Source organism: Silvanigrella aquatica (assembly GCF_001907975.1).
Lineage (GTDB): Bacteria > Bdellovibrionota_B > Oligoflexia > Silvanigrellales > Silvanigrellaceae > Silvanigrella > Silvanigrella aquatica.
In genome coordinates, this window is the sequence record NZ_CP017834.1 from 914,133 (window position 1) to 932,748 (window position 18,616).

Annotated in this window: 16 protein-coding genes; 9 read left to right on the forward strand and 7 right to left on the reverse strand. The window is 31.7% G+C overall.

All coding sequences use genetic code 11. The annotated features are described in order from the left end of the window. Window positions 1-92: 92 nt before the first annotated feature. A complete protein-coding gene (locus tag AXG55_RS03890; RefSeq protein WP_148696821.1) occupies window positions 93-4,469 on the reverse strand; it encodes a protein kinase family protein in 4,377 nt (1,458 codons plus the stop codon). Window positions 4,470-4,631: 162 nt separating this feature from the next. Here AXG55_RS03890 and alr point away from each other — a divergent pair, with 162 nt between their 5' ends. The 7 genes from alr (at window position 4,632) to AXG55_RS03925 (ending at window position 11,186) form a co-directional block, all read left to right on the forward strand. Beyond that, window positions 4,632-5,846 carry an alanine racemase gene (gene alr / locus AXG55_RS03895; RefSeq protein WP_148696822.1) on the forward strand — a complete coding sequence of 405 codons (1,215 nt, stop codon included), beginning with the start codon at window positions 4,632-4,634 and terminating at the stop codon, window positions 5,844-5,846. Continuing rightward, entirely contained in the window at window positions 5,846-7,018 is a 1,173-nt protein-coding gene (queA, locus tag AXG55_RS03900; protein WP_148696823.1) for a tRNA preQ1(34) S-adenosylmethionine ribosyltransferase-isomerase QueA, read from the forward strand. The genes alr and queA overlap by 1 nt, the downstream gene beginning before the upstream one ends. Before the next feature lie 2 nt (window positions 7,019-7,020). Continuing rightward, window positions 7,021-8,295: a tRNA guanosine(34) transglycosylase Tgt gene (gene tgt / locus AXG55_RS03905; RefSeq protein ID WP_148696824.1), complete on the forward strand. Its 1,275-nt coding sequence runs from the start codon at window positions 7,021-7,023 to the stop codon at window positions 8,293-8,295. Window positions 8,296-8,298: 3 nt separating this feature from the next. After that, on the forward strand, window positions 8,299-8,595 hold the full coding sequence (locus tag AXG55_RS03910) for a hypothetical protein (RefSeq protein WP_148696825.1): 297 nt from the start codon (window positions 8,299-8,301) through the stop codon (window positions 8,593-8,595). A gap of 52 nt (window positions 8,596-8,647) precedes the next feature. Beyond that, window positions 8,648-9,361, forward strand: coding sequence for a hypothetical protein (locus AXG55_RS03915; protein ID WP_148696826.1), 714 nt, complete (start codon window positions 8,648-8,650; stop codon window positions 9,359-9,361). A 67-nt stretch (window positions 9,362-9,428) separates the two neighbouring features. Continuing rightward, complete coding sequence (locus tag AXG55_RS03920) at window positions 9,429-10,403, forward strand: LPP20 family lipoprotein (protein WP_148696827.1); 975 nt, start codon at window positions 9,429-9,431, stop codon at window positions 10,401-10,403. A gap of 321 nt (window positions 10,404-10,724) precedes the next feature. After that, on the forward strand, window positions 10,725-11,186 hold the full coding sequence (locus tag AXG55_RS03925) for a BLUF domain-containing protein (protein ID WP_148696828.1): 462 nt from the start codon (window positions 10,725-10,727) through the stop codon (window positions 11,184-11,186). Here the strand turns inward: AXG55_RS03925 and AXG55_RS03930 are convergent. Together AXG55_RS03930 and AXG55_RS03935 are read right to left on the reverse strand one after the other, a co-directional pair. Beyond that, window positions 11,183-11,581: a hypothetical protein gene (locus AXG55_RS03930; protein ID WP_148696829.1), complete on the reverse strand. Its 399-nt coding sequence runs from the start codon at window positions 11,579-11,581 to the stop codon at window positions 11,183-11,185. The genes AXG55_RS03925 and AXG55_RS03930 overlap by 4 nt on opposite strands. 143 nt (window positions 11,582-11,724) lie before the next feature. Then, window positions 11,725-12,114, reverse strand: coding sequence for a hypothetical protein (locus AXG55_RS03935; protein ID WP_148696830.1), 390 nt, complete (start codon window positions 12,112-12,114; stop codon window positions 11,725-11,727). A 153-nt stretch (window positions 12,115-12,267) separates the two neighbouring features. On the opposite strand from AXG55_RS03935, the gene AXG55_RS03940 reads away from it, so the two are divergent. Next, on the forward strand, window positions 12,268-13,314 hold the full coding sequence (locus AXG55_RS03940) for an oxidoreductase (protein ID WP_148696831.1): 1,047 nt from the start codon (window positions 12,268-12,270) through the stop codon (window positions 13,312-13,314). Here the strand turns inward: AXG55_RS03940 and AXG55_RS03945 are convergent. Beyond that, complete coding sequence (locus tag AXG55_RS03945; protein WP_148696832.1) at window positions 13,271-15,589, reverse strand: heavy metal translocating P-type ATPase; 2,319 nt, start codon at window positions 15,587-15,589, stop codon at window positions 13,271-13,273. The genes AXG55_RS03940 and AXG55_RS03945 overlap by 44 nt on opposite strands. 89 nt (window positions 15,590-15,678) lie before the next feature. Here AXG55_RS03945 and AXG55_RS03950 point away from each other — a divergent pair, with 89 nt between their 5' ends. Further along, window positions 15,679-15,981, forward strand: a complete 303-nt coding sequence (locus AXG55_RS03950; RefSeq protein WP_148696833.1) for a metal/formaldehyde-sensitive transcriptional repressor — start codon at window positions 15,679-15,681, stop codon at window positions 15,979-15,981. 197 nt (window positions 15,982-16,178) lie between these two features. Here AXG55_RS03950 and AXG55_RS03955 read toward each other — a convergent pair whose 3' ends face one another. Genes AXG55_RS03955 through AXG55_RS03965 form a run of 3 tightly spaced genes read right to left on the reverse strand, consistent with a single transcriptional unit; the run spans window position 16,179 to window position 18,601 of the window. Beyond that, window positions 16,179-16,724 carry a GNAT family N-acetyltransferase gene (locus AXG55_RS03955; RefSeq protein ID WP_148696834.1) on the reverse strand — a complete coding sequence of 182 codons (546 nt, stop codon included), beginning with the start codon at window positions 16,722-16,724 and terminating at the stop codon, window positions 16,179-16,181. Continuing rightward, window positions 16,725-17,117: a hypothetical protein gene (locus AXG55_RS03960; RefSeq protein ID WP_148696835.1), complete on the reverse strand. Its 393-nt coding sequence runs from the start codon at window positions 17,115-17,117 to the stop codon at window positions 16,725-16,727. Then, window positions 17,114-18,601, reverse strand: coding sequence for an MFS transporter (locus AXG55_RS03965; RefSeq protein WP_148696836.1), 1,488 nt, complete (start codon window positions 18,599-18,601; stop codon window positions 17,114-17,116). Before AXG55_RS03965 ends, AXG55_RS03960 begins: the two co-directional genes overlap by 4 nt. Window positions 18,602-18,616 lie beyond the last annotated feature (15 nt).

Here is an 18,616-nt window from a genome sequence, read left to right on the forward strand (position 1 = left end):
CGAATGTGATAAACTTGAGAGTTTTTCCCCGCATCACATCACGTAACAAAACGTCCCACCTTCATAATAGAGACATTTGTCTATGTCAATAGCTATCCTGTGCGCTTTAATTCAGTTTGGTCAGATTGTGCTTTATTTTCTTCATCAACTTTGTTTGTTTCAGCTTGCTGAGGGGGTTCGTTTTTTGATGAATTCATCTTTAATGTTAGCCTCTTAGAGAATGCTCTAAGAGCTCCAGCGAGGGTTGATTCAACAATATCGCTTTCCCTAGGGACAGATTTTTTAATCATCATAGATAAAATAATACGTTCTTCATCTGATATTTCAGAATTTTGGATATTATTCTGAAAATTATGAAGAAATTCAAGTACATAGTTAATGGCTATGCCTTGTTCTGGGTTAAAATCGACATTTTCATAATTTCTCGCAACCCGTTCAGATAACGTGCTTTGGGGAATACTTTCCACCTGGTGCGTTGTAAGCATTTTGGCTGCTTCTTTGGGATTTGTAATTTTAAAAGAACTCTCTATATCTCTAATTTCATTGATAATAATATCTAAATCGGCTCTTGCTTTATGGGCAAGACGGTAAGCAGTCCAATGAAAGCCAGCTCTTACAGCATTTTGTGCAAGTGTATGTAGCTTTTCAGAGTCCTGGGTGCTCGCCTTATCAATGCGGATATTATAGACAATTGCTTTGTCTTCGCCCCAATATTTTAATGCGTCGTGCTTCTTTTTTGAAAGGACTTTGGCAAAGGTTTTAATAGAAGCGACAAATTTTGTATTTCCTGTTTTTTGGGGTGAGCCAAAAATACTGTTTCTTAAGGATTCATACTCTAATATTTTTTGAGAAAACTTTTCTGGTACGTATTCGATATGAGAAGAGGGATCGGCAAACCATTGTCTAATTTCATTGTCTTTTGCTTCTTGAGAGATGATGGAGGCCGCATGGGCATGTCCTTTTTCGAAGAGAAAATGAGTGTAGAGTAAAATTTGATCTGTCTTTTCATCAAGAATGTTGCCTATAAAAAGCTCATCCCCCACTGTCTTTTTCAGATGTGCTTGAATGGGTTGTAGGGAAAAGATAGCATAACCAATGCTCCAATTTGTTAATTTATAGTCTGACATCCGTTTTAAATATTTTTGAATGTGGGACGAGTGATTTTTAACTGCATCAAAGGATAAATTTTCAAACTCAACAAACATTTGAATTTTTTTAGCACACTGTTTTATGCTTGTAGGCAAATCACCTGATACAGAGGAATTAATTTTATCAATATTCTTTTTACATTCTACAAAATTTCCATCGTAGAATAAAGCATTCCATGCTTTTAATAGATAGGCTTCAAATATACTTAAATCACTTGAAACTCTTCCTGATAAGTCTAAAATAGTTTCTAAGATAAGAGCTCTATCTTTATGGGAAATATTTCTTTCTCCACAAAGAAGAAGAGAAAATAAAAGATGAATAGTACTTTCACCATCGTTATTTTCAATTGTAAAGCGAAGCACATTTAAAATGTGAGGGAATAAAATATTATTGTCAATCCATCCTATGCATGTTCGGAGAAATCTTGAAATAACACTGCCTCTTACGGGTTTCATTTTAGGAAAAAATTGAGTTCTATCACTTTTATCTGTATTATTATTTTCTATGTTAATGATATTTTTTAAAAGCAATTGAGTATTTTTAGATTCTTCCTCACTGCTAAAAGAATCTTGTTCTGCAAGTTTTTTTTGTATTTTGTAAATTTCATTTTCAATTTCATTTTTATATGAAATTTTTGATTCATAATTTACTTTAGATAATATTCCAGATTGCATTCCTAATTCTGTTAATTTGATAAATTCGGCGGTTCTTTTTTCTCTTTTGCGAATTTGCGAAGGGAAGAAACTTTTCATCGATAAAATAGCTTTTCTTTTCAAATCTTGTGTATTCCAATTAACAGCCTGATAATATTTTTCAGCTTGCTCAATTTTTCCAAGAGATAAAGATAAATCAGCAATATGTTCTCTAATTTTAGGGACAAGCAGAGGAGCTTCTTCTTGACATTCTTTTTCAATATTTTCACTTAGCATTTGAAGTTTTGAAATGATAAATTCCGCAGATGTATTATCACACAGTTCTTCAGTTGCAATAATAAGTGCTGTGTACGCACTATAAGCGCATTGTTTTAAATTTGAACGAGATAAATATTCCGATATATGAATAATTTCGCTCAAAGTATTTTTTTCTCCTATGCTATTACACATATAACCAGATAGAATATAATAAATTTTTGCTTTTGTTTCTTTATTTAAAAGCAATGAAAGACTGAGCCAAATAAATTGGTTTTCCCAGTAGTAGCATATTAAATGACCAGTTAATATGTCTCTGTTTTCTGAAACAAGTCCTATTTTAATGGCAACATTTAATGCCTCATAAGCCATATGTAGAGGATCTTTTTTCTTTTTATCTTCATCTTCGTCTTCTTCAGAAATGGGCGCATTTTCTTGAATGGGAGTATCATCAAATTTAATTAGATCTTCTGCTTCCTCATTCAAATTTATAATATTTTCTTTACCTTCATGATACTTTTCTGAAAAAATTTCTTGAATGGCAGGTACTTTACTACTTAATAGCTCAATAATATCTGTATTTATTTGTAAATCGACCATGGCCCATGTAGAGAGAAATCTTGCTTGCTGACTTTCGAGATTATTTAATTTTGTGACCCATTGAAAGCGAGTTTTATCTTCTCTTAAATTTGTAAATACGATATCTTGATGTTTTAACAGGTGCATTAGTTTTTTTGATTCTTCATTTTCAATTTCTTCTTCAGATCGTGTTCCAATAATCCATTTTATAGAGCTAGAATGTTTTTTTATAATATTTAAAATGATGGGAAGTGATGAATGATCACAACGGTTAATATCATCAATAATAATAAATGAAATTTTCGAAGAGGATAATATAATTTCAAATATTTTCTCAATATTACTATTTATCCATTCATGTCTAATTTGAATTAAGGTATTTTGAAATTTTTTCTTTTGAATTTCTTTATCTTCACTATATTTTTTTAGTGATGGTAAAACATAAAATAGTGTTTCAATTTGATTGCCAAGATTGTAAAAAAATGATTTTATTTCTTGTAAAAATATAGGATTTAAAAAGATAGTATGATTTAATAGACTTTCACACATGCTGTTTAATGTTGAAAAGGGGACTTTGATGGAACTAAATTTAACAATATGATAGAAGGAGAATTTGTTAATGGAACTAATTCCTAAATTTAAACTACGCATGAGTTGATGTTTATTCGCGGAATTAGTTAAAGCATCGATCCATAGGCGATTGTTTTCTATTTTGCTTTTATCAAAAATATAATCACATAAAACTTCAGGAATATCGAATGATTTATTCAAAATATTTGTGAAATGTTTGTCTTTAAATTCAGGTTGAAAATTACTGAATAGGGAACTTATATTTTGATTCTCTGGGGATTCCGAAAGTTTATTTGAAATCATCATAAATTCAAATGCAATTTCACGTGCTTTTGAGGATCTTTTTTCAGGAATGGGATGCAAAGATCTCGTTAATATTGTGCGAACTCTTTTTATAGATTCAAATAAAGGATGACGATTTGTCCATTTAACCCATTCTCCTCCTAAAATAAGTGAATTTGGTTCGGGTAAAATAAAGAGCTGCCAAAGTGAATTTAGAACACTCTGTCCCTCTAATTTGATCATTCCAAGATCCCAAGCCATTATAGCAGCAAGGCTAAAAATATCAGATTCTTCTTTAAAATTACCTTCAATAAATCCGCGTGCTTCAGGGGCAATCCAAAAATTCTTTTCAATTATTTTTTTTGATAAAGATATTTTTTCTTCATTATTTTCATCAATATGATTGTGAGGAATAAGATGAAAATAACCACCATCAAGCAAAACAATATGTGGGACTTCTTCTTTACGTTCAAAAAATTCAGATTCATAGGTTTGCTTAATATCAATTGTTGCTCTGTCGCGAATGAGGATATTTTGCGGTTTTAAATTCCCATGGATAATCCCTTTTGAATGATAAAAAGAGAGGTTTTCAAAAATACGTACCCACATTCTAAGTCTATTTTTTAATCTATTTACATCTGTGATTTTTTGTGGGGTTTCTTTTTTATTGGCATCAAATAATGTAACACCTTCAACCCAACGAGAAAGTATTTCAAAATCGTTATTTTTAAAAAATATTTCCATATTTTCACCGTATTCAAATTGAAGTGTATTTTGAATACGATCAAAATTTTCTTGGATTTTGAGTTTAAAAAATCTTGACTTATTTAGTCCCTCTATTTTTACTGTTTTTTTCCGAAGTTCATCAGCTCGTTGCATACGAGCTATCATAGGGCTGCTTTTGATTTTACGGCTCGCAACCTTATCGACAGACGCATCTTCTCTTTGTGAAATTTGAGCTATGAGTCTTTCATTATCCATAATACCTCGAACCTTAAATCGACTTTTTTCCAATAGAGTTATCGGTGTAAAGTTTTTGTTCCATAGGATTGTTACAAAAAAATAAAAACCCTTATAATTCTTAATATGCCCTATGCGCTTAAAGTATTATTTTTAAGTGCGTTACGTTAAGGAGTGGTATTTATGGGAGAATCAGTGCATTTGTCTGAGTTTGCAGATCATGCGTCATGGGTTGAAATCAGTCGTTCTGCTTTTGCGCATAATGTGAGTGTTTACCGTAATTTAATGGAATCTTATATCCTTTTAGGGGGTGTTTTAAAGGGGAATGCATATGGGCACGGTTTTTCTCAATGTCTTGAAATAATTCATGATTATGTAGATGCTATTTTTGTGATCAGTCCACTCGATGCTTTTAAAATTAGAAAATATGAAAAAGAAAATGATTTGGTGCAAAAAAGAGTCATTGTTTTAGGCTCAATAAGTCCTGAAGAAATTGTACATTGTGCCATGAAGGTGATTGAAGTGGTGATATCTGATAATCATTGGCCAAGCTATATTCCGCATTTGAAGCGTTCTGAAAAAACAAGAGGAAACAGCTACAGACCTCTCAGAGCTCATATCCACATAGACTCTGGGCTTTCCCGGGAAGGTTTTCAAGTTGATGATTTGCCTGAAAAAATTTCTTTTTTACACAATTTATCTTCGCTCATTCACGTACAGGGTGTGATGTCTCACTTTGCAAATACGGAAGACGTTACAGAACAGTCCTATGCTTTTGAACAAATGGGAAAACTAAATAAAGCTTATGATGTTATTACAGAAAATTTAGGTTTGGAGTATAAACTGGAGAAACACATTGCGCAAAGTGCTTCCACTTTGATTATTCCTCATTCGCAAAATGATATGGTCAGGTTGGGTATTTCTTTGTATGGCTTATGGCCTTCCAGTGAAACTAAGTTATCTGCTAAAATAGTATTGCCCGAACTTCCTCATTTAAAAGCGGCATTAAGTTGGAAATGTAAGAGTCAAAGTGTGAAAAAAATTCATTCGGGAACTTATATTGGATATGGTTGTACCTATCGCGCTGAAAGAGATCTCAGAGTCGCTTTGCTTCCTATAGGGTATTTTGATGGTTATCCCCGACATTTATCAAATAAAGGCTATGTGCTTGTGAATGGCACGCGCTGTAAAATTTTGGGGAGAGTGATGATGAATCATATAATTGTTGACGTAACCGAAGCAACAGGCGATGAATCCCATGAAGTTGTTGCGACACTGATTGGAAAGGATGGTGCGGAATCGGTTACTGCTGAAAATTTAGCAGAATGGGCTCAAACCATCAATTATGAAATTGTGACGCGAATTGGTTCACATCTTAAAAGAATGGTCGTTGATTAGTGAAAACAGATTTTTTTAACTATGATTTGCCTGAAGAACTTATTGCTCAAATCCCTCTGGAAAATCGAAGCGAAAGCCGCCTTCTTGTTTGCAATTCAAATAATCAATCAATTCAAGATAAAATGTTTAAAGAAATTCCTAATGTTTTAAACGAGGTTTTTCAATTAAAAAAAACGCAATCTAAAGTTTTATTGATAGCTAATGATTCGCGGGTATATCCCGCTCGCGTTCGTATTCGCAGAAAAACAGGGGCACGGGGCGAAGTCTTTTTTTTAGAGACTGGGGCGAAAAAGACTTATCGCTGTCTTTTAAGGCCAAAAAGCAAATTAAAAATAGATGAAGTTATTTATGCTGATATTGAAGAAGAAAAGCCCTTATTTAAGGTGACAAATTTAGAACCTCCTGAAGTTAGTATTATTGGTTCTGTTTCTTTAGATGATATTTTGAATCAATATGGTGAAATGCCTTTGCCTCCCTATATTAAAAGAGATCCGCATAAAAATAAATCAAACATAAATTTAGATAAAGAACGGTATCAAACAATTTATTCTAATATGAATGAAATAGGAAGTTCTGCAGCTCCCACAGCAGGTCTTCATTTTACACCTGAAATTATTTCGGAATGTAAAAATTCAAATATTGAATTTGCTTACGTAACACTTCATGTTGGATTAGGTACATTTTTACCAGTAATGGCTGAAAATATTGAAAGTCATCAAATGCATGAAGAATATTATCATATTTCTCATAATACAGTCGAAAAAATTGCAGAATATATTGAAAATAATTGGCCTATCGTATTTGTGGGAACGACTTCCTTAAGAACTGTTGAAAGTTTTTTCCGTCTTGCTTTTCCCGATTTAAATCAAAATACAATATACAAAATGGGAAGTGATAAAAAATTAATAAATTATTTAACCCCTTATTCTAATAAATGGTTACCAACTAAAATATTTATTTATCCTAAAGATGAAAAAGATAAATTCATTCCCTTAATTGGTAAGGCGATTATCACAAATTTTCATCAACCTGGCAGTACTCTTGCTATGCTCGTTGCTGCTTTAATGGGTGTGAAATTCTGGCAAGTCTTTTACACACATGCTATAGAAAAAAAGTATCGTTTTTTTAGTTATGGAGATTCTAGTCTTCTTGTTTTTGGAGCAAATGTCTAATCATGTTATCTAATCGAAATTTGATCGAATTTACAAAAATAAAATCATTACAATTACCTTTAGATTTTCATAAAGGAAAATATGATACCGAAAATTTAAAAGCACATGATTTAGAAAATGAGTTTTCCCTTTTAATAGAAAAAGGCATAGCAAGAGAAAATGAGAAATCACTTCTGGAACAGGTTGGGCCACGTATTACCAAATTAAAATTTGGAAATGTGGAACTTGAGACCCCTATTTTTATGCCCGTGGGGACTGTGGGAAGTGTGAAATCTCTTTCTCCTGAAGATGTTTATTCTATTGGTTACCGCGTTATATTAGGGAATACGTATCATTTGAATTTACGCCCCGGAATGGAATTAATGCGTGATTTTGGTGGCTTGCATGAATTTATGCGTTGGCCTGGCGCTATTTTAACAGATAGCGGTGGTTTTCAAGTTATGAGCCTTGCTAAAATTCGTAAAATCACAGAAGAGGGTGCCACTTTCGCCAATCACATCAATGGCGCAAAAATAACCTTAACACCTGAAAATGTTGTTGAAATTCAGGAAGATATCGATTCCGATATTCAAATGGTACTCGATGAATGTACTCCTTATCCGGCAACTCATGCGGAAGCTTTGGCAAGTATGGAACGTTCCATGCGTTGGGCAAAAAGAGCTCGTCAGGCACGTAAGAAATTAAATCGTGCTCAATTTGGTATTGTGCAAGGCGGTATGTATGGTGATCTCCGAGTTAAAAGTATTAAACAATTGATTGAGAATGATTTTGAAGGTTACGCTATTGGGGGATTATCTGTAGGCGAATCTAAAAGAGAAATGCGTCGTTTACTTTCAGCAACAATACCTTGGATGCCTGAAAATAAACCTCGTTACCTTATGGGCGTGGGTGCTCCCGACGATCTCATTGATGCCATTTTGCTTGGAATCGATATGTTCGATTGCGTTATGCCAACACGCAACGCGCGCAATGGAAGTGTCTTTGTGAGATCCTCGGCGGCACCAACAGGAAAAATACAAATTAAAAATTCTGCTCACAAATCAAGTCGTGAACCCTTAGATTCACAATGCCTTTGCTATACATGCAAAAATTATTCCAGAGCTTATTTACGTCATCTTTTTGTTGCAGAAGAACTATTGGTTTTTCGCCTCATGTCGATTCATAACTTACAGTTTCTTTATGATTTGACCCACGAAATGAGAGAAGCCATACGATCAGGAGAACTCTTTCATTCTCTTCCTGATATTAGAAGGAAGTACGCACCCGGGAGTGTTTGATTCATGGGAAATGCGCCGCAAAATAATATAAGGCTCAATAGTCACGACAAAAGCATACCTGTTTTTGTTTCACCCCATGAAGCGCAAGGGTTTATGAATGAAGTCATTCGAACTTCAAAAAATAAAAAAGATAAAAAAAATGAAATAAAAAAATGGTGGTTTTGGCTAGGTTTTATGGGTGGAATATTTATATCAAGCCTAGGAATTTTTTTTACTTTTACGACAGTTTATTTTATTCAAAACTCAATTATGGAAAAGCCAAATCTTATTTATGAGAAAGTCATTTGCGAAAAGAAGTAAAAATCGTTAAAATCGTTTTGACTTTATAAGAACTTTCATTTTGAGGTTAATTATGCACTGTAAATTTATTTATTCGAATAGTAAAAAACTTTTAATATTATCTTCACTGGCTGTCCTAGCAATTGTAGGTTGTACATCTTCGCCTAATTATGTAAAATCAGAGGTTATTGCAAACTCTACGAAAACATTAAAAACTCCTGAGTGGGTTTTAAATCCAAGTATTGTCTTGGAAGAGGGTAGTAATGTTATTTTTGTTCATAAAGTAACACTAAGCGGTTCTTCTCGTCCCGATGCCTGTGTTTCCATGGCGCGCACCCAAGCTGTGGGCGAAATGATGAAATATATTAAAAATGCAGTGACAACTTCAGGTCATGTAGAAGATCTTAATGGTTCTAATGATCCTTCTCTTTCTTCCTTAACAGCATTTTTATCCCAGGGAAATATCTCAGGAGCTAAAGTAACAACAACATACTGGGAACAAACCATGGAGGCAGATGATTCTGGAATAAAGCCTGTGAAAAAACTGATGTGTGCTGTTCAAGTTTCTATAGATAAAACAACTTTAGATAAACAAATGCGCGATGCAATAAATGGAGCTCCTGGAGGAAATCCAGAAATTCGTAAAAAATTACTCGATGCACAAAAAAGCTTTATAGATAACGTAGGCAAAAAAGACTCTGGTACAAAAGAAGAAAAAGAGAGCGGCGCGGATCTTACAATTCCAAAATCAACTGAAGCTGCACTTCATGAATCAGAAATTCAATAGTAATAAATTAGATATTAAAAAAATAATATAAAAGTAATTATAAAAAAATTATTTCCAAAGGTGAGTTATGTATTTTACAAGTATTCGGAAAAATATTGCTGTAACAATATTTTTCTTATCAAGTTCTTATTCCCTTGCTTATGCACAAACAGATCCCTGCTCTACTCTTGCGGACATGCAATCAAAATCAGATGCTACTTTGTTTGTAGGTTATGGTTCGGGGCCATCGCAAAAAGAATCTGATCAAAATGCACAAATAGATTTAGCACGTAATATCAGACAAAAGGTAACAGCTTCTTCTGCTGTGGAAGAATCTAATCAAGAAACAACTTTAAAAGCTTCCTCTAAATCCGTAGTATCTGAAATTTTAATAGGAGCTAAAGTATTAAAGAGGTGTCCTAACAATTCGTCATTTTCAACAGTTGTTACATTAGAAAAAGCAAATTTTATTTCATCATTAAATGAAAAATTAACGACAAATATTAAGAAAGCAGTTAGTTTAAATAAGGCTATTTCTACCGCAAAAACAGAAGAAATACTTGCACAACAAGTAGAATCTTCTAAAAAATTTCTTGCAGATTATCAAGAAAACTTTGAAGCGGATTTAGAATTATGCAAAGTTTATAAAGGGTGTGCTAATTTGAATTCGGAAAATGCCATTCAAGAACTTTCTGAATTGGTTGCCAAACAAGGTGATAAAGATCAATATCTTTTAGTCACAAATGAGGACAAGGTATCAACTGCTCTGCGCGAAAATATTATTACTTTATTAGAAGCCGATAATATTAAAATCATGGATGAATCGGTTTCTGAAGATTCGAAAAATTCAAAGCGTAAAATACGAGCGAGTTGCAAAGCTAAAGTGGGTTCCAAAATTCCAGGCTCAAACGATCGCATTGTGGAAACAACTTGTACAGTGGAAGCTTATATTGGCAAACAAAAAAAGTTTCGTAAAGTTTTCAGCTGTAAGGCAACTGCCGATGCTGAAATTTCTACAGACGATGCTGTATCTTCATGTTCGGGGCGACTTCAGTTAGAATAATAATAATGTAAAAATGACATAAAAATCACACCCCTGTTATAAAAACCAATGAGAGTGAAATTTTATTATAAATAAATTATCCTTTAATTTTTATCATTTAGAGCAATAAATTATTTGTAAATAATAATTTAGTTGATAAAATTTAAAAAATTATACAGTATTTTTTAGTTGGTATTGTTAACATTCATTAAAAATTAAGTTATATAGTATTTTTTGAATAAGTTTGTTATTTTTTTTGATAAACTATATTTTAATGAATATTTGTTCATTAATATTAAATATCAATATTTTCTTGATTTCGTCATTCAGGAGGAATCTAAAATGCCTTTGGTACAGCTTATTTATTTTAGTCAAGTGAATTCAAATACAATAAATTTAACAGAAACTAATAAATCCATATTAAATTCTGCTATTAGTAGGAATAGAGAATTTGGTATTACGGGGGTCTTACTTCATAATAATAATTATTATCTGCAAATGATTGAAGGACCCAGAGACAACGTAAATCATATTTATTCGCGACTTCATCAAGACAATAGGCATAAAAATTTACAAATATTGATGTTTAAAGATATTTTTGAAAGATATTTTAAGGATTGGTCTATGGGCTGGGCAAGTGGGGGGCTTGAAAAATATAAGATATTTTATAAATACTGCTCTACTCAAACCTTAAATCCAAATGAATTGACGGGCGTTTCAGCGTTTAATTTGCTTCAAGATTTTGTTAACTTAGGTGCTATTCAAAATATTCAAAAAGAATGTGAATTTCCTTATCAGCATTAATAATATAATCCAATAGCAATCGGTATTTCAATATTTATAATATTATAATATCCATCAAAAGTTTTATCTTTTGTTCCAAAAACCGACCAAGCATAATCATATAATCTTCCAGGCTGAGGAAAAATATAGTCATTTCCAAAAGAAAATTGACAAATTTCCCTTAACTTTAAGTATTTTTCTTCCCCACCATCTAAAATAAAGTATGTAAAATACTGATTTTGATTATTTTGTGATGACACCCATTTTCCTTTTACTTTGGTTATACCATTGTTTAGCCAATGCCAATTTCGATTTTTATTTGAGCAAAATATGGAAGCCTCATCAGCATAACTTACGATGTGTGTTGTAGTTATTGAAGTTAAAAAAATAATTTTTAAATAAGACTTAATGTTCATTTTTAAAATCCTTTTGTTTTTTGGGGAAAAAATATTTTAAGAAAAATAAAATTATATTTTGAAATTGAATGATATAAAATTTATTGCATATAGTCAATCTAATATTAAGAATATTTTTAATAAAAATGGGCTTCTATTATGAATTATAATAAAGGATAATACTTTATTTTATCTATAAAACCATCTTTTAAATTAGAGACATCAATTGCAAAGACAGCCCATGCTGATAATAAGCCGTCTGAAGGATGTGGATATTGGAAATATTCTCCGAATTGTTGTATGCAATCTTTTTTTAATAAATTATATTGTTCTTCACCATTATCTAGTATAAATATTTTATAAAAAGTAATGTGACTTAATTTTTTTTTAAACCATTTTCCTTGTACTTTTATATTTCCTTCAGATAACCAATGCCAATATTTATTAGAATTAGCACAAATCACATAGCTTTCAGTTGCCGATATTTTAAAATTTATTAAAAAAAATGAAATAAATAATGTATTTATTATTATCAAATTTTTATAAAATCTCATATAATTTACCTTTTTTTGCTATATAGTAAGATTTCTTGTTTCATTAAAGAGGTTAAATTGAATATTTTTATATATACATTTCATATCATTTTTGTCAAGATTGGATCATGTGACTTTTTAAAAGTCAGTTATTGAAAAATAGGAAATATTATTATGCGTAAATTAAATACGGCACTTGTTGGATTTGGACTTTCGGGCTCCACTTTTCATGCTCCCATCCTTTCACAACTTCCTGGATTTTGCCTATCTCATATCAGTTCTTCTAAAAAGGCTCTTGTCCAAAGCCGCTACCCAGAGGCTTGCCTCATTTCAAATTTTGAGGATTTATGTGGAGTTTCTAAAATTGATTTAATTGTTATTACATCTCCACATGCTACGCATTATCAAATTGCAAAAAAGGCATTAGAATCGGGGAGGAATGTTATTGTCGAAAAACCTTTTGTTTTAAATCTTAATGAGGGAGAGAAATTAATTAATATTGCAAAACAAAATAAGCTGTTTTTAAGTGTATTTCAGAACAGACGATGGGATAATGGTTTTTTAACTTTAAAAAAATATTTAAAGGAAAATATTTTTGGCGATATTTTTCTTTATGAATCCTATTTTGATAGATATCGTCCTAATGTAGATCATTCGAAATGGAAAGAAAATGATCAAATTGATTCCGGTATTTTTTATGATCTTGGTGTGCATCTGATCGATCAATCTCTAAATCTTTTCGGAATGCCTCATGAAGTTTTTGCTGATTTTGAAAAGCAAAGAAGCGGTGCTAAAGCTATTGATTATTTCAATTTAATATTAAAATATGAAAAATTACGTGTTACTTTAGGCTCCTCCTCTGTTATGACAACGCCACGACCAGTTCATGCTCTTTATGGGACAAAAGGATCCTTTGTTAAATATGGTCTCGATCCCCAAGAAAATGATTTACGGGCAAGTAAAAAATTCAATTCAGAAAATTGGGGTGAGGAAAATGAAAGTTATTCGCCAACAATAACAATTGAAAATGAAAATAACTTTACAAAAACACACGTTAAAAGTTTAAAAGGAAGTTATCAAGCATATTATGAGGCTGTTTATCAATCGATTGTTTATGGAAAAGAAAATCCTGTGACTCCTGAGTCTGCCTTAAATAATATTAAAATTATAGAATGTGCTATGGCAAGCGCGCAGCATAAGAAGTGGGTTCCCATTGTTTAGTTTTATGAGTTTGTTTTATCCGTAATAAACGAAGAGCATTTAAAGTAACAATGACTGTGGCTCCCGTGTCTGCTAAAATTGCCATCCAAAGCTGGGTATCTCCTAAAATTGTCAGTACTAAGAAAATCGCTTTTAAGCCTATAGCTATGGCGATATTTTGTTTGATATTAGCCATTGTTTTTCGCGATAAATGGATAGTGTCGACAACAGCGCTCAAATTATTTTTTGCAATGACGATCTGTGCGGTGTCTACAGCCACATCCGTGCCATTGCCCATGGCAATGCCCACATGAGCCGCTGCCAAAGCGGCTGCGTCGTTAATGCCATCGCCCACCATAATAATGGGCTCGCTTGAGGTTTGCTTTTGAATATATTTTAATTTTTCTTCAGGCAAGAGTTCGGAATGCAATTCAATATTTAAATCTTGGGTTATATTTTTTGCGCATAAGTTATTATCACCTGTCAAAATGATATTTTGAATTCCCATTTGGTTTAATTTAAATAAAGATTCTTTTGTGTCTGGTTTTAATTGATCGGATAGAGAAATAAATCCTTTTGCTGTTACATCTTCAACAATAACGGCAATTGACTTTCCTTGTTCTTGATATTTTTTTATTTCAAGCATTTGATTTTCTGATAAACAATTTAAACTTTCGGCATATTTTGGAGAGCATATGATAATTTTTTTATTATTTAATACTCCTTGTATTCCTTTTCCTGCAAGTGAAATTACATTTGAAATAGGTTCAATAAAAATATTTCTTTTTTGAGCCTCATCACAAATCGCTTTAGCGAGTGGATGGTTCGATTTTATTTCAAGAGAAGCTCCTAATTTTAGAACTTCATTTTCATTCTGATCAAAAGAAATCACATTTTCAATTTTTAAATGACCTGTCGTAATTGTGCCTGTTTTGTCAAAAGCAATTTTTTTAATTTTACCGATTTCTTCCAACGCAGAGGCATCTTTTATCAGAATTCCCATTTTGGTTGCCGCTGTAATAGCAGAAGCAATGGCCGATGGAGTTGATATGATTAAAGCACAGGGACAGCCGATTAAAAGTATGGTGAGTCCACGATAAATCCATTGTGTCCATGATTCTGAAAAGAATAAAGGAGGAACAATAGCCACGAGTAAGCCGATTGCTAAGACAAGGGGTGTATAAATTTTACTAAATTTTTCAATACTCCGGACAATACGGGTTTTAGAACTTTGTGCAGTTTCAACTAATTTCATTAAGCGTGTTACGGTATTCTGATGTCCAGGAACCGTTGCCGTTATAAGAAGATTCCCATCAAGACAAATCGAGCCCGCAATGACTTTTTCACCCAAAGATTTGTATTGTGGTTCCGATTCTCCAGTTAAAAGAGATTCATCCAAAAAACTGGCTCCTTGTCGAATCTCTCCATCCACGGGAATTCTTTCTCCCGCTTTTATTTCAATAATATCGTATTTTTGAATTTCAGATTGCCTTATTAATTGCGAAGATCCCTCTTTTAAAATACGAAGGGCAAATTCAGGAAGTAAAGAAGCCAATGAATTAATACCTGCTTTTGCTTTTTCCGTAGTGAAGGCCTCCAGGCTTTCTCCAATTTTAAATAAAATCATAACCGCAGCGGCTTCTTCTGCAGCCCCAATAAAAATAGCACCGATAGCAGATATGCTCATTAGAGTTTCAACGCTAAAGACATAGCCCACTTTCATAAATAAAGTAGCTTTTTTAAGCGCAGGAAAAAGAGATATTATGGTTAAAATAGCAAAGGCCAGTAAGCCCATGTTTTTTGAAAAAGATTCAATAACCATAGAGATTAAAAATGCGGAACTTAGAAAAATAATGGGTAACCAGCTCATTTTATTGTGAGTGTGTAGGTGTTGATGAGTCTGCATACTTTTTGAATGCAGATGTGAATTTCTTTGATGAGCTTCATTATTTAATCTGATTTTTTTATCAATAATGGATTTGTTTTTTGGAGATCGCATTCTGATTCTAAAATTATTTTGTGTTTTTAATTTTATTTCATTGTTGTCTTGATTTATTTTATTCTCAATAATTTGTTCTGTAATAAGGTAACCTAAAGATTGGATGCCTTCTTCAAGTTTATATTTTGCTTCTAAATCATCTAAAAAAGAAACAGACAAAGTTGAGGTCGAAAAATTAACCTTTGCTTCTTTAATGCCATTCATTTTATTACAGAAGGTTTCTACTTTGGCAGCGCATCCCCCGCAATCCATGCCTTCTATAATATAGACTAAGTTAAGCTCATTTTGATTTCTCATGGGCGCCTCAGATAGTATGCATTTTATTGCAATGAGTTTGACAACAGGTTGTTCTCTGATTAGCCTATTATAGGCTAGGGGGGTATATTATGTCAACTCAAAAAAAATCCAATTCGAAACATACTATTACAAATAAAAGCAAACTCCTGATTCGAGTCAAAAAAATTAAAGGACAGTTGGAGGGAGTTGAAAAAGCCTTAGAAATCGATAAAGATTGTAAAGAAATTTTACATATTATTTCTTCTATTCGGGGTGCCCTTGGGGGTTTGATGGCGGAAGTGATGGAGAGTCATATTCTAAATCATATGGGCGATGACAATGTTTCTTTAAGTGAAAAAGAAGTGCTTATGGCGCAAGAATTAGTGGAATCTATGAAAGCATTTATGAAATAAGGGGAATGTAGCTAAGTCATCAAAAAACCTCCTTTGTTTCCCAAAAGAGGTTTTAATTCGGCTCCATTTTTAATTCATGCAAAGTCTTCGGAAGGAGACCCATTTTTTATTCATGCAAAGTTGTCGGAAGGACACTACTTGACGGATTTTACATTTGGCTTTCTAAATAGAATTTTCTTCTTTTGGTTTGGGAATATTTAAGAATGCTTTATTTTTGAGTATATAACTCCATCGAAAATATTACCATTTTGGAGAAAAAAATTTCTTAAAACGCCTTCTTTTATAAAACCAGATTTTTCAAGAACTTTGCAAGAAGGTATGTTAAATATAAAAACCATTGCACTTATTCTTGCCAAAGAAAGTTCACTAAAACCATACTCGCAAACTTTTTGAATAACTTTAGGCATAATCCCCTGCCCCCAATACTTTTTTGAAAGCCAATATCCAATTTCTGCTTGGTGTGTTGGTAATTTATATAGTTTTTCAAATCCAATGGAACCAATAATTTTACCTTCTTGGTTGCGAATAGCAAAATGAATAATTTTTTTAAATTTCTTTGCTTCTGCAAAAGCATAGAGTAATAAATTTTTAGAGTGAACTAATTCATATGGAAATGGTATAGTACCTGTATTTTCTGAAAATTCTTTTTCATTTAGTAAAAGTACAAGCTCATCTTGATCTTGTTCCATGAATTCTGACAAATAAATATCATTATCAACGTATATTTTTATAATATTTTCCATTTATTTTCCTACGCTAGAAAGTGCCACTTCTGAATATTCTTTTTTGCTACATAAAGCATGAAAATTTATTATTTTATTTTGCGCAATAGAATTTATTACTGCAATATCAACGTCGTATTGAAAATCATCTTTTACTCGTGTTACAATTCTTTTCATTCTTACTATAATTTTATTTCCACTGATAATTGTATCTTCAATATTTGTATGAATATTTTTATAATAATTATTTATGGCAGATAAACTAATTTTTAGCTCTTCTAAACTCAATTCTACTGAATTAAAATAAGCTTTTATGTTACTAGCATAATAATACGAAAGATCATTTATTTGATCTGGCTTAAAAATATTTTGATATCTGTTGCTAATAAAATTTAATGATTCTTTATTGATCATGAAAAATCTTTCTTTAAATTCAAATAAGTTATAATTTTATGTCTATAATTAAAAAGAGAAATAAAAAAACCAAAAATAGAGATAGCCAAAAACATCCACATTAGTCCTGAAAAAGCGTATAAAAATACCTGTGAATTAGTAGGTGTATTTTCATAAGGCAAATTCAGGTTCGTATGTGTACTATAAAAGTTATGTTTTAGTAATTGAAGAGCTAAACTTGTTACAGCAACTCCTATGGCACCACCTATTAAAGTGTTTGTAAAAAAAATTCCTGAAGCAGCACCTTTTTTTTCTGGAGAAGCAATTTTTAATGCCATAGAAGTGGAGCTATTAAACATAAATGCTGAAGATATCCCAAGTAATAATAACGGCATAATTATCATAATATATGAAGGATTTTCATTTAAATTTATTGAAAGGTAAAATGCTATTGCTGCAATCAAAAAGCTTAATGTAACAAATAATTTTTCGCCAATTTTATCCGATATTTTTCCTATAATTATTGAAAGACATGCAAATGGTATAGTCATTGATAATAGAAAGTAACCAGATTTAACTGGACTGTAATTCAAAATATCTAATAAATATATTGGGAGTATAAATAAAACAGAAAAATAAATAAATTGAAATAGCATTCTTAATAAGTTTATTATAAAAAAATCTTTATTAAATAATAATTTAAAATCTATAATAGGATTAGAAGCTTTTTTTTCTACATAATATAGTATTCCAAAAGTAAAAAATAATATAAATAAACAGATTGAGATTAGTTGGAAATTTGATGAATTTTTTTGAATAATATCTAAAAAAATCATTATAAAACATAAGCTTATTGCAAGAATTATTGCACCAAAGTAATCTAAAATAGGCTTACGATGTTTCAAAATATCTGGCTTAATGCATAGGGTTGAAAAAATAATTGCAAATAATATAAAAGGAACATTTATAAAAAATATCCAACGCCAACCAAAATATTGTAATAGATAGCCACCTAATGTTGGGCCAATAGCTTGAGCAAGACCCATCACGGTAATATTTATACTTACAGCTAACCCAAGTTGTTTTTCAGAAAATGTTTTAGAAATAACTACTATTGATATTGGTAAACTAAGTGCAAAAGCAACACCTTCTATTATTCTTGCGATTATCAATATCAATATACTATTTGAACATCCAGCCATAATAAGTGAGATAAGCCATAATAGCAGGCTAAAAATAAAAACTCGTTTTGTTCCAATATAATCGCCTAATTTTCCACCTATAATCATAAACATTCCAGCAACAATTATATAAATACTTATTACCCATGGCATCACACTCATGTCTGTTTGGAATTCGCGTGCAATTATAGGTAACGATAAATTCACCTCAGTTAAGCTTGAATTAGAAGTAAAAATTGTTAAGCATGTTGCTAAGATTACGCCAATTTTTTTAAAATTTATTGAGGACAAAATTCGAAAAAAATTTCTGTCTAAAATTTGCATAGACTTCCTAATATT